The organism is Curtobacterium sp. MCLR17_031, assembly GCF_003234775.2.
GTDB classification, from domain to species: domain Bacteria; phylum Actinomycetota; class Actinomycetes; order Actinomycetales; family Microbacteriaceae; genus Curtobacterium; species Curtobacterium flaccumfaciens.
The window spans coordinates 395,268-407,313 of the sequence record NZ_CP126270.1; the positions used below are offsets into that span (position 1 = coordinate 395,268).

The 12,046-nt window shown below is 72.8% G+C and carries 12 protein-coding genes; 9 read left to right on the forward strand and 3 right to left on the reverse strand.

Annotated features, from left to right (window positions below; translation table 11 throughout):
- Window positions 1-147: 147 nt before the first annotated feature.
- On the reverse strand, window positions 148-714 hold the full coding sequence (locus tag DEI96_RS02040) for an NADPH-dependent FMN reductase (RefSeq protein ID WP_111024710.1): 567 nt from the start codon (window positions 712-714) through the stop codon (window positions 148-150).
- A 106-nt stretch (window positions 715-820) separates the two neighbouring features.
- On the opposite strand from DEI96_RS02040, the gene DEI96_RS02045 reads away from it, so the two are divergent.
- The 6 genes from DEI96_RS02045 to DEI96_RS02070 all read left to right on the forward strand — a co-directional run bounded on the left by DEI96_RS02045 (window position 821) and on the right by DEI96_RS02070 (window position 7,070).
- Window positions 821-2,467 carry a glycoside hydrolase family 13 protein gene (locus tag DEI96_RS02045; protein WP_111024709.1) on the forward strand — a complete coding sequence of 549 codons (1,647 nt, stop codon included), beginning with the start codon at window positions 821-823 and terminating at the stop codon, window positions 2,465-2,467.
- 109 nt (window positions 2,468-2,576) lie between these two features.
- The gene (locus DEI96_RS02050) at window positions 2,577-4,592 is read left to right on the forward strand and encodes a lectin-like domain-containing protein (protein ID WP_111024708.1); all 2,016 of its coding nucleotides are present in this window, start codon (window positions 2,577-2,579) and stop codon (window positions 4,590-4,592) included.
- 143 nt (window positions 4,593-4,735) lie between these two features.
- The gene (locus DEI96_RS02055) at window positions 4,736-5,395 is read left to right on the forward strand and encodes a DUF308 domain-containing protein (protein WP_111024707.1); all 660 of its coding nucleotides are present in this window, start codon (window positions 4,736-4,738) and stop codon (window positions 5,393-5,395) included.
- Window positions 5,392-5,655 (forward strand): hypothetical protein, encoded by a 264-nt coding sequence (locus DEI96_RS02060; RefSeq protein ID WP_071404886.1) that lies wholly within the window; start codon window positions 5,392-5,394, stop codon window positions 5,653-5,655. Before DEI96_RS02055 ends, DEI96_RS02060 begins: the two co-directional genes overlap by 4 nt.
- Window positions 5,656-5,776: 121 nt before the next feature.
- Window positions 5,777-6,316: an RNA polymerase sigma factor gene (locus DEI96_RS02065; RefSeq protein WP_017886488.1), complete on the forward strand. Its 540-nt coding sequence runs from the start codon at window positions 5,777-5,779 to the stop codon at window positions 6,314-6,316.
- Window positions 6,306-7,070, forward strand: coding sequence for a hypothetical protein (locus tag DEI96_RS02070; RefSeq protein WP_146246957.1), 765 nt, complete (start codon window positions 6,306-6,308; stop codon window positions 7,068-7,070). The genes DEI96_RS02065 and DEI96_RS02070 overlap by 11 nt, the downstream gene beginning before the upstream one ends.
- Before the next feature lie 133 nt (window positions 7,071-7,203).
- Here the strand turns inward: DEI96_RS02070 and DEI96_RS02075 are convergent, their stop codons facing one another.
- Window positions 7,204-8,082, reverse strand: coding sequence for a LysR family transcriptional regulator (locus DEI96_RS02075; protein WP_181440587.1), 879 nt, complete (start codon window positions 8,080-8,082; stop codon window positions 7,204-7,206).
- A gap of 81 nt (window positions 8,083-8,163) precedes the next feature.
- Between DEI96_RS02075 and DEI96_RS02080 the strand changes: the two genes are divergently transcribed.
- Together DEI96_RS02080 and DEI96_RS02085 are read left to right on the forward strand one after the other, a co-directional pair.
- Window positions 8,164-9,453, forward strand: a complete 1,290-nt coding sequence (locus DEI96_RS02080; protein ID WP_111024704.1) for an MFS transporter — start codon at window positions 8,164-8,166, stop codon at window positions 9,451-9,453.
- Window positions 9,454-9,573: 120 nt separating this feature from the next.
- The gene (locus tag DEI96_RS02085; protein WP_111024703.1) at window positions 9,574-10,179 is read left to right on the forward strand and encodes a hypothetical protein; all 606 of its coding nucleotides are present in this window, start codon (window positions 9,574-9,576) and stop codon (window positions 10,177-10,179) included.
- A 230-nt stretch (window positions 10,180-10,409) separates the two neighbouring features.
- On the opposite strand, the gene DEI96_RS02090 is transcribed toward DEI96_RS02085, so the two are convergent.
- Entirely contained in the window at window positions 10,410-11,330 is a 921-nt protein-coding gene (locus tag DEI96_RS02090; protein ID WP_111024702.1) for a cation diffusion facilitator family transporter, read from the reverse strand.
- 47 nt (window positions 11,331-11,377) lie between these two features.
- On the opposite strand from DEI96_RS02090, the gene DEI96_RS02095 reads away from it, so the two are divergent.
- Window positions 11,378-12,046 (forward strand): DUF4166 domain-containing protein, encoded by a 669-nt coding sequence (locus DEI96_RS02095; protein WP_111024701.1) that lies wholly within the window; start codon window positions 11,378-11,380, stop codon window positions 12,044-12,046.

Consider the following 12,046-nt stretch of genomic DNA (forward strand, 5'->3'; position numbering starts at 1 on the left):
TCGGCCGTCTAGTGAACTCCCGGGTTCTGCCACGACCGGTGCGTCCGCGCCGTCCGATGCGTTCGCAACGACCGTTGCGTCCGCACCGGACGGACAGGAGGCCCGTGGCGGGGTCGCCACGGGCCTCCTGTCCGGCGGTTCGTCGCGTTACGCGGCTGCCTGCTCGTCCGTGCCGGCTGCGGCCTCGGCGAGCGCGGTGAGCGCGCCCTGCACGAGCGTCGTGACCTCGGCGTCCTCACGCGGGTGGGTCTCCGCGAAGCGGACGACCGACTGCGGGATGGCGACCTTGACGTCCTCCAGGACCTTCGCGCCGGCGATGCCGGCGGCCTTGCGGGCGTCATCGTGGGCCCAGACGCCGCCGTACTGGCCGAACGCCGAGCCGATCACGGCGAGGGGCTTGCCGGACAGCGGCGAGGCGCCGAACGGACGCGAACCCCAGTCGAGCGCGTTCTTCAGGACGGCGGGGATGGTGCCGTTGTACTCGGGGGTGATCAGCAGGACGGCGTCCGAGGCAGCGACGGCGTCGCGGAAGGCGACGGCAGCGGCGGGCGGGGTGTCGCCGTCGATGTCCTCGTTGTAGAACGGCAGGTCGACGATGCCGTCGAAGGTGTGCAGCTCGATGCCCTCCGGCGCGTGGTGCGCGGCGGCCTCGGCGAGCTTGCGGTTGATGGAGTCGGCGCGCAGGCTGCCGACGAGGACGAGGACGTTCGTCATGGAGCTCCTTCTGTTGCGGGATGCTGTTGCTGGACGGAAAGGTGTCAGCGACAACCAATGCGATCGTAGGGGGCGCTATTCCCGGTCCGCTGAGTACGGTGGCGTCGTGACCACGCTTCGGACCCCGGCCAGCACGCCACGAACCACCGACCCGATCTGGTGGCGCGATGCCGTCGTCTACCAGGTCTACCCGCGCAGCTTCGCCGACACGGACGGCGACGGGCTCGGTGACGTCGCGGGCATCACGAGCCGGGTGCCGTACCTGGCAGCGCTCGGCGTCGATGCCCTGTGGCTCTCCCCGTTCTTCCCGTCGCCGCTCGCCGACGGTGGCTACGACGTCGCCGACTACCGCGCCGTCGACCCGAAGCTCGGGTCCCTCGACGACCTGGACGCCCTGGTCCGGGCCGCCCACGAGCACGACCTCAAGGTCATCGTCGACATCGTGCCGAACCACACCTCGGACCAGCACGAGTGGTTCCGGGCTGCACTGGCGTCCGCGCCGGGGTCGGCCGAGCGTGCGCGGTACGTGTTCCGTGAGGGTTCGGGCGCCTCCGGGGAACTGCCGCCGAGCGACTGGGTGTCGAACTTCGGCGGCAGCGCGTGGACCCGGGTGCCCGACGGACAGTGGTACCTGCACCTGTTCGCCCCCGAGCAGCCCGACCTGGACTGGTCGAACCCCGAGGTCCGCGCCGACTTCGAGGACACCCTGCGCTTCTGGTCGGACCGCGGCGTCGACGGCTTCCGTGTGGACGTCGCACACGGGCTGGCGAAGGACTTGTCGACCCCGTACCGGCCGTCGAACGAGCAGGACCTGCCGCTCGACGGCTCCGACCCGCTGTACGACCGCGACGAGGTGCACGAGATCTTCGCCACCTGGCGCCGGGTGCTCGACGAGTACGACCCGCCCCGTGCAGCGGTCGCCGAGGCCTGGGCCCCGGCACCCCGCCGTGTCCTGTACGCCCGGCCGACGGAGCTCGGGCAGGCCTTCAACTTCGACCTGCTCGAGGCCCCGTTCGAGCCCGATGCGTTCCGTCGGATCATCGAGCGGAACCTGGCCGCCTCGGAGCAGTCCGGCGCCTCGAGCACCTGGGTGCTGTCGAACCACGACGTCGTGCGGCACCCCACCCGCTACGGCCTGCCGGACGGCACCGACACCGACGCCTGGCTCATGACGGACGGCACGACGCCGGAGCTCGACCGTGCACGGGGGCTGCGTCGTGCTCGAGCGGCGACGATGCTGATGCTCGCGCTGCCCGGGTCGTCGTACGTCTACCAGGGCGAGGAGCTCGGGCTGCACGAGGCCGCCGCGATCCCGCGCGACCTGCTGCAGGACCCGAAGTGGCTCCGCACCGGGCACACCGTGAAGGGCCGGGACGGCTGCCGCGTGCCGATCCCGTGGACGCGCTCCGGACCGTCGTTCGGCTTCGGGGACGTCGCACCGCACCTGCCGCAGCCGCAGGACTTCGGGGAGTCCTCGGTCGAGGCCGAGGACGGCGATCCCGAGTCGACCCTGTCGCTGTACCGCCGGGCGCTGGCCGCCCGGCGTCGGCTGCAGCAGGGGGAGGCGCTGACGTGGCTGGAGTCCGGCTCCGAGGTCGTGGCGTTCGCGCGGCACGACGGCTGGCGTTCGGTCACGAACTTCGGCACCGCGCCGGTGCCCCTGCCGGCCGGGACGGTCGTCGTCGCGTCCGGGCCGCTCGACGGGGTCGCGTCGGGGCTGCTGCCGGGTGAGACGACGGTGTGGCTGGCCTGAGCGGTCCGCTCGCGTCGTTCTTCCTCCACAGCCGGGAGGCCCGTGGGGGCGTTCCACAGATCGTCCCGCCGCCGCCCGGGGGTGACGTCCCGGTCGCGAGCATCGGGGCATGACAGATCCCACTGCATCAGCTCCAGCTCCTGCCCCGGCGCCTTCCCTCGACCGGCGGTCGTTCCGGTCGCGGGTCGTCCGCCGTCTCGCCGCGGCGTGCGCCACCCTGACCGCGCTCGGCGTGCTCGCGGCGCCTGCCGTCCTTCCGTCCGGGTCGAGTGCGGCCGCCCTCGACTTCCCGTACGTCAACCAGTTCTCCAGTGCGTCCGGCGGTGCCCTGCACGGTGACGCCGCGGTGTCCGGCGGCCGACTGCGCCTGACCGACGACGTCCGGAACCAGGCGGGAGCGTGGTCGACGAACGACACGTTCCCGTCGGACACCGGGCTCGAGATCGAGTTCACCTACGCGATGCACACCGAGAAGGACGACCCCGGCGCCGACGGCCTGCTGCTGTACCTGGCCGACGGCGCTGCGGCGCAGGGCGTCGGGTCCTTCGGCGCCGGTCTCGGGTACGCCTGCCGGAAGGAAGCGACCGAGGGCGGCGGTCGCGAATGTGACCTGCCGGGCGTCCCGGGCGGCTTCGCGGCCGTCGCGATCGACCACTACGGCAACTTCTCGTCACGCATCAACGGGTCCGGTCCCGGAGCACAGCCCGACCACGTGGTGGTCCGGGGCTCCGGCAACGGGACCGAGGGCTACCGGTACGTCGCCGGTGCCGCGGCACCGGGCGGCACCGTGACGGCCGGTTCCACGCCCCGGACGGTCCGGATCACCCTGCTGCCCGACGACGACGGCGGGCTCGCGGTCTCCGTCCGGCTGCAGGTCGGCTCGACCATGCGCACCGTGCTCGACTCGGTCCCGCTGCACGGCGACGGGCAGGCCGCGCTGCCGAGCACGCTGCGCCTCGGGTTCGCCGGGGCCACCGGCAGCCACGTCGACAAGCACGAGGTCGACGCGCTCCGGGTCTGGAAGCCGGCGGACCTGTCCGTCGAGCACGACCTGCCCGCGACCGCGACGGCGGGCGACCCGCTCCGCTACACCGTGACGGCGCGGAACCCCGGCCCGAACGCCGCCGACCCGAGCCCGCTGCAGGTCGACGTGCCCGACGGCGTCGAGGACGTCACCTGGACCTGCACGGCCGCGGACGGCTCCGCCTGCGCGACAGGGTCGGGCACCGGTGACGTCGCGACCGACCTGTCGTTGCCCCGAGGGGGTTCCGCCGTCGTCACGATCGAGGGCCGGGTGGCCGAGGGTACGTCCGGAGCGCTGGAGAGCGTTGCGACCATCGCCCCGCCGACCTCGTTGTCCGACACGAACGAGGCCGACAACGCCTCGCGGGCGACCACCACCGTGACAGCACCGGTGATCGCCGCCGACGTCGAGACGGACAAGTCGGTGTCGCCGTCGACCGTGCGGCCCGGTGACGAGGTCGAGTACCTCGTGACGGCCCGGAACCGGGGGCCGTCCGTCGCGCAGCAGGTCGGCGCGGTCGACGACCTGCCCCAGGCCATGCGGTTCGTGGGCTCCGACGACGGGTGCGCGGCCGAGGGGCAGCGGGTGACCTGCAGCTCCGACGTGTCGCTCGAGGTGGGCGAGACCCTGGACTTCCGGATCCGCGCCGAGCTCGACCCCGCGTACCAGGGGGACGGCTCCGACGTGGTGAACGTGGCGACGGCGACCTCGCCGACCGACGCGGACGGCGGCGACCCGTCCACCGGCGTCGCGATCGTCGTGGGCCCGGACGACGAGGGGCCCGCGCCGAGCCCCGCGCCGACGAGCGGGCCCGTGCCGACGAGCGGGCCGGCTCCGGACGACGGGGACGCTGGTGGTGACGGTTCCGGGGGCGACGACGGTGACGGCGCCGGTGCCGACGACGACAGCGGAGCGGGTGACCCCGCGGCCGACCGTCGGGCGGCTGCCCCCGTCGGAGCCCTGGCCTACACCGGCGCCGAAGGGCTCGGGCTCGCGGCTGCGCTCGCTGCCCTGGCCGTCGCCGCCGGGTCCTGGTGCTGGTGGCTCGCCCGACGTCGTGCTCGTCGGAACGCGCCGACCGACGACCCGCAGCAGCCCTGACACCGCCGGGACGGCACCGGACGGCGGTGTCGTCCCGGTGCACGGGTGTGGACGTCCACAGGGGGTCGAGTCCGCTCCGGTCGGGCGTCCACCCCACCGGCGGTAGGATCGGATCCACGATCCGCATGCCCGAAAGAGGTCTCGTGTCCGACACCGTGGACGACGCCACCACCGTGGAAGACGCGACCCAACGCGCGCGGTACTGGCCGATCCCGATCCTCCGGGCGGTCCCCGCAGCGGTCGTCGCGATGGTGATCACCTTCTCGACCAACCACGCCGCGGGCTACGGTCTCCTGCTGTTCGGCGGCTTCGCCCTGGTCGAGGGGCTCGTGCTCCTGTTCGGCGGGATCTCCCGACTGCCCCTCGACGGTCGATCGCGTCGCACGACCCTGCTGCAGGCCGTCATCACCCTGCTCGCCGCCGTCGCCGCGTTCGCGTGCAACGGGTTCGGGCTGCCGGCCTTCATCACGGTCATCGTCGCGTTCGCGGTGCTGACCGGGGCCCTCGAGCTGTCGCAGGGGCTCCGTGCCCGGCGACGCTCGCCCTTCGCTCGCGACTGGACCACGATCGGCGGCCTCACGCTGCTGCTCGCGGTCGCCTTCCTCGTCACGCCGCCGGACTACTCCCAGCAGCTCGGTGGCGTGGAGCAGGTCACCGGCACCCTCGACGCCTCGATCGTGCTCGTCGGCCTGCTCGGCGCGTACCTCGCCATCACGGCCGTCCTCCACGTGATCGCCGGCCTCTCGCACAAGTGGGGCACGGCCACGCCGGCCGTCGCCCCGGACGGAGCACCACACGCATGACCACCCCCAGCCGTCGTGACCGTCTGCGCCCGGTCGAGCTCCTCGGGATCTCCGCGATCATCGCGGTGTTCACCGGGCTCGTCGTGCTGTTCTCGACGCGGGAACTGCAGCTGGCCGTGATCTTCCTCGGCGTCGCGTTCATCGTGGTCGTCGTCGTGCTCGCGATGCTGCAGCTCGCCTCGTCGAGCGAGCAGGACGACAACGACATGCTCGGCGGGCACAAGACGCCGGGCGAGGGCGACGGCGACGACTTCCACTGACGGCTGATGTCTGACGGCTGACCTCTCCGGGCGGACACGCCCGAGATCACGAATCCGCCACGGTCCTGTCAGGATCGCGGGTCCCGCCGACACCTCTGAGTGAAGGAGGTGGGATGTGGACGTGACGACCGGCACCGACACGGACGAAGGACTCGTCCGTGCGATGGCACAGGGAGACACCGGCGCGCTCGCCCGGGCGTTCGACCGGTACGCCGCCACCCTCACCCGCTACGCGTGGGCGCTGGTCGACGACCGGTCGGACGTCGAGGAGATCGTGCAGGACGCGTTCCTGACGCTCTGGCAGCGCGCCGCGACCCTCGAGCTGCCGGCGGACACGGTGCTGCCGTGGCTGCTCGTCGTGTGCCGCAACCACGCCTTCAACACCGGGCGCAAGCAGGCCCGGCGCCGCACGGACGAGCTGCCGGAGCACCTCGCTTCGCCCGCCGACCACGACGAGGCCCGCGAGACCCTGCGCTGGGTCCGCGCCGAGATCGCCGCGCTCCCCGACCTCGACCGCCGCATCTGCGAGCTCTGCCTGCTCGAGGGGCACTCGTACGCAGAGGCCGCAGAACTCCTCGGACTCACGGTCGGCGCGGTCACCCAGCGGGTGTCCCGCAACCGTCGACGACTCAAGAAGGTGGTGATGCACGATGAACACTGAGCCTCCGCAGGGAGACGACCTGCAGCGCATGCTCGTCTCGATGAAGCAGAACGTCCTCGAACGTGCCACCCCGCTCCCGAAGCGTCGTCGGGGCCGGTCCGGGATCGTCATCGGTGTCGTCGCGCTGCTCGCCGTCGGCACCGCGACCGGTGCCGTCGCCCTGACCCTGTCGCAGCAGGACGCCGACCCGGTCGCCGCTCCCACCCAGACCCAGCAGCCCGAGCCCGCGCCGTCCGCGACGACGCCGAGCTCCGCCCCGATCACGGGTGCCCCGGTGCCGAAGCCCACCCCGACGTCGACACCGACCCCCGCCGCGGCGACGATCCCGGCGACGTGCCGCGACATGGTCCCGGCAGAGGACTACGCCCGGCTCTTCGGGGAGACTCCGCTGACCGAGATCTCGAAGGCGAAGGACGGGACGGCCGGCGGCGATGGTGAGGACGTCACCTGGGCGAACGGCGAGTCGAAGATCATCTGCACGTGGGCCGATCCCCGAGCCGACGTCAGTGGGCTCACCATGACCGTCGGGACGGCCGGGCCCGGGGCCGCGGACGTGCTCGCCACCAGCCCGCTGGAGTGCGAGGACCGCGACGGCGGGCGGGTGTGCCAGTCGTCCGTCCCGGCCGAGGCTGCCCCGGTGGACCAGGTCTCCACCTTCTTCCTGCGCGACGACACGTTCATCGTGATCCGGCAGGCGAACTTCCCGACCGACGGGCTGCTGGACGCCGTCGTCGGGGAGATCTGGGGGGACTGACGGCCTGGAGGCACGTGGCGGACCCGACCCGTGCCTCCAGTCCGTCGGTGGTCAGATCGTGAGCAGGAATGGTCGCCTCGCGCACCGTGACGCGACCGTTCCTGCTCACGAAGCACAGTGAACGCGCCCCGCGTCACCCGACCCGCGCCGCCACGATGTCGCGCGCCAGCGTCCGGACCGCGCGGCTCGGCTCCGGGGACGTCCGGACCGCCAGGCCGATGCGGAGCGGGTCGACCTCGTCCTCCAGGTCGAGCACCGCCCCGTCGTACCGCACGCCCGAGTCCGGCACGACCCCGACGCCGAGCCCGGCCGAGGCGAACCGGATCACGGCGGGCATGTCGTTCATCTCCGCGACGATGCGCCGACGGATGCCGAGCCGCTCGAGTGCCCCGTCGAGGATGATCCGGTTGCCGAACCCGTGCGCCGTGTCCACGAAGGGTTCATCGGCGAGTTCGGCGAGCGACACCGACGACCGGCCGGCGAGCGGGTGGTCCGCCGCGGTGAACACCCGGAACGGCATCTCCCGCAACGGCTCCACGACGACCCCGGCGGGCACGGTCGGCAGGCCCGTGTAGGCGATGTCGAGCCGCCCGGCGACCAGGTCCTGCACGAGCCCGGTCGTCCCCGACGGCGAGGTCATCAGCTCCACGGCGACGAGCGGGTGCTGCCGCCGGAACCGCTGCAGCACGCCCGTCAGGTCGACGATGTCCATGCTCGTGAAGATGCCGAGCCGCACCCGACCCCGCAGGTCGGCGTCGTCGGCGGTGGCCAGGTCGCGCATCCGGTCGAGGGACTCGAGCACCGCGCGGGCGTGGGGGAGCAGGTCCTCGCCGGCGGGGGTCAGCACGAGCTGTCGGCCGGTGCGGTCGAAGAGCCGCACGCCGAAGCTGCGCTCGAGCGAGGCGATGCCCGCGGACACCGTGGACTGCGCGGCCCAGAGCCGTTCCGCGGCCCGGGTGACGCTGCCCTCGGCGGCGACGGTGACGAACTGGTCGAGCAGTCGGGTCTCCATCGTCCGAGTATCGAGCAGATCGATCGTGCACATCAAGCGCATCCGTTGGACTCGATGCACCGCGAGCGCGATCATCGGAGCATGTCAACCGTCACCGACACCCCGACGGGCACCGTCCCCGCCACCACCGCCGCTCCCGCATCCGCGAGCGACCGTGTCGTCGCCCCGCGCGGACGCCGTGTCCACACCCGTCGGCGCCACGGTTTCGGCTTCTGGGTCGTCGCCTTCGCCTTCCTCGCAGTGATGGCCTTCGCGACCGTCCCCGCACCCCTCTACGTCATCTACCAGGCCCGCGACGGCTTCCCGACCTTCACCACGACGGTGATCTTCGCGGCGTACGGGGTCGGGGTCGTCGGGTCGCTGTACCTGGCGGGGCACCTCAGCGACGTGCACGGACGCCGTCCGCTCATCCTGGTGTCGATCGCCCTCGAGCTCGTCGCCGCCGTGCTGTTCCTGCTCTGGAACGACGTCACCGGCCTCATCGTCGCCCGGCTCGTGACCGGCCTCGGCGTCGGGACGCTGACGGCGACCGCGACGGCACACCTCGGTGAGCTCCGGGTCCGTGCCACCGGGTCGAGCGACTCCGCGAAGGGCGCGAGCGTCGCTGCCGGGGCGGTGAACCTCGGTGGCCTGTCGCTCGGCGCCCTGGTCGGCGGAGCGCTCGCCGAGTTCGTCGGGCAGCCGCTCATGGTCCCGTACGTGGTGTTCGTCATCGCGCTGGCCGTCGCGTTCGTGCTCGTGCTGGCCGCACCGGAGACGGTCGACCGTCCCGAGCAGCCCGTGGCCTACCGCCCGCAGCGCATGCAGGCGCCGGAGGGGCAGGGTGCCGCGTTCTGGGCCGCCGGCGCAGCCGCGTTCGCCGCGCTCGCCGTGCAGGGCCTCTTCACCTCGGTCGCGCCGAGCTTCCTCGGCACCACGTTCCACGTCACCGACCGCCTGGCCGCCGGCGCCACGACCTTCGGGGTCTTCGCCGCGAGCGCGCTGTCGCAGATCGTCTTCGCCCGACTGTCGCAGCGTGCGCAGATCCGGCTCGGCATGGTGCTCCTGGTCGTCGGGCTGGTCGTCCTCGCCGTCGCCGCGGTCCTGTTGCAGGTCGCCGGGTTCATCGGCGGCGGGGTCGTCGCTGGAGCCGGCGTCGGCCTGCTGTTCCGCGCCGCGATCGGCAGCGCCGCAGCACTGGTCGGCCCGGAGCGTCGAGGCGGCGTGCTCGCCGCCACGTTCCTCATCGCCTACGCCGGGCTCACCGTGCCGGTCGTGGCCGTCGGGGCAGCGCTGCTGGTGATCCCGACGCTCCCCGTCCTGATCGGGTACGTGATGCTCGTCGCCGTCCTGGCCGTCGTCGCCGGCACCCGACTGGCCGCGCGCGCCTGACGCCTGGTGGGCCTCCCGTCCGCCCGGAACCAGGTTCCGGACACCGAACCACGCGATCGCGCGGTGCGGTGTCCGGAGCCTGGTTCCGTCGTGCGGTCGAACTCCCGGCATACTGGGCGCGTGCCCCGGAACCGCAACCGTCCCGTGCTCACCGGCGTCGCGGCCGTGGTCGCCGCCGGTCTCCTCGCCGGCGGGTTGTTCCTGACGGCACGGCAGGGCGCGGACGACCCGACCATCGGTGCCGGCTCGGCCTCACGGACACCGAGGGACGCGCCGACCGCCGCCGGTGACGGCACCGTCACGATCACCCGTACCGGGCCGGACATGCCCGGCAGCACCGCGCTCGGCCGGTGCGACACCACGAGCCAGGCGGCCGTCGCGCAGTACGAGACCGAGGCCCTGGGCCGCGTCACCCTGCAGTGCGGCACCGCTGCCCAGGGCTACGAGCACATCCGGGTGCGGCACACCGCCGACTGGCAGGACGTCGTCACCGGGCACGGCTCGCGCGACTGGGACGACGCCATGCTCACGGCGGTGCAGACGGCGCTCGAGGACCCGCGCCCCGGGTTCCCGCTCGACGCCGGCGACGGCAAGGTCTGCTACGCCGCACCCGTCCGGTTCGACGACGGCGCACGCCCCGACGACGAGCCCTGGGTCAAGGTGATCGTCTCGGCCACCACCGACCGGGTGATCACGGCCTACCCCACGCGCACCGACGACTGCTGACCGGGCTGGCGGCGGCGCTGCCCACTGACGCCGAACGACACCGCCGATGTCGTACGACATCGGCCCTGTCGCAACCGGTGCCACGCAACAGTCCGCGTGTGCACGAAGCGTCAATGTCGTCGTCGTACGACGTCGACTCTGTCGTTCGGCGTCGCCACCCCCGCCGCAGCGCATCCCGACTAAGACCCGGAGCGCCCGAGCCGCGAGATCCACACGCCCGAGCGCGGACCCTACGCGTGCACCTCGTACTCGTGCCGCCGGTGCGACACCGGCTCCAACTGGAACGTCGAGTGCTCCACCGGCACGTCGAAGTGCTCCGCCACGCACCGCTGCAGCTCGTCGAGGATCGCCGGGGCGTGCGCCGTCGAGAAGCAGTGGTCGTCGACGACCACGTGCGCGGTCAGGTTCGGCACCCCGGTCGCCACGAGCGTCGCGTGCAGGTCGTGCACCGCGATGACGTGGTCGAGCTCGAGGATGTGACCACGCACGTCGTCGAGGTCGAGCCCCGGCGGCGTCGACTCGAGCAGCACGTTCGCGGTCTCGCGCAGCAGCCGGATCGCCCGCGGCAGGATGAGCAGGCCGATCAGGATCGCCGCGACGGAGTCCGCCCGCTCCCACCCGGTCAGCATCAGCACGACCGCGGCGATGATGACGGCGACCGAGCCGAGGGTGTCGTTGAGGACCTCGAGCCGGGCGGCGCGCGAGGTGAACCCCTCGCCCGAGGCCCGCAGCAGCACCGCGTAGGCCACCAGGTTGCCGACGAGTCCGACGATGCCGAAGACGAGCAGCGGCCCGGAGTGGATCTCCTCCGGCACGACGAGCCGCTGGACCGCCGAGATGATCACGTAGACGCCGACGGCGAGCAGGATCGCGGCCTGCGCGGTGGCCCCGAGGACCTCGGCCCGCTGGAAGCCCCAGGTGCGCTGTGCAGTCGGGGACCGGCGGGCGAGCCGCGTCGCGACGAGCCCGATGCCGAGTCCGCCGGTGTCGACGACCATGTGCCCGGCATCGACGAGCAGCGCGAGCGAACCCGTGACCACGGCGCCCACGACCTCGGCGAGCAGGATGCCCGCCGAGATGCAGAACGCGATGAGCAGTGCGCGCTCGGACGCGTGCCCGTGCGAGTGCCCTGCTCCGTGGTCGTGACCCATGTGCCACATCGTAGGGATCGGCACCGACGACATGCCAGGATCGGGACGTGACCCGGTCGCCCTACGAGCTGTCCACACCGCCGGACCTGCTGGCTCGGCTGCACCCGCGGCTCCGCACGTACTTCGGCCCCGTCCCGCCCGGGCACGTCGGCCGCGGCGAGGGCGTCTTCGACGTCGTCGGCACTCCACGTCGGTGGCTCTGGCCGGTGCTCGCGGTGTTCGCCCGCGACTCCGTCATGTTCCCGGTCTGGGAGCGGGACGTCCCGTTCACGGTCGAGAACCGGCCGACTCGCGTCCGCCGCGGGTCAGGGGTCAGCCTGGAGGCCCGGGTCGCCGTCCGCGCGCACCGCACCTTCCGGTTCCGCTCCGGGAGCCGCACGATGGTGGACGCCATCACCGCCGAACCGGACGGCCTGGTCGACCACCTCGGTCGCCACGGGCGCATCAGCGCCCGGCTCCGGGCGCAGGTCGACGGGGACGGTCCCGATGCGGGCGCCCTGCGCCTGGTCTCCACGCGCGTGACGTTCCGAGCGCTGGGACGGGATCTGCGCCTCCCGGCCGCCCTGAGCCCGCGTGTGACGCTCACAGAACGATTCGATGACGAAGCCGACCTGCAGCGCGTGTCCCTGGTGCTCACGGCGCCGGTGCTCGGCACGCTGTACCGGTACGAGGGGGCGTTCCGGTACGAGATCGCGCCGGACACAGAACGGGGATGA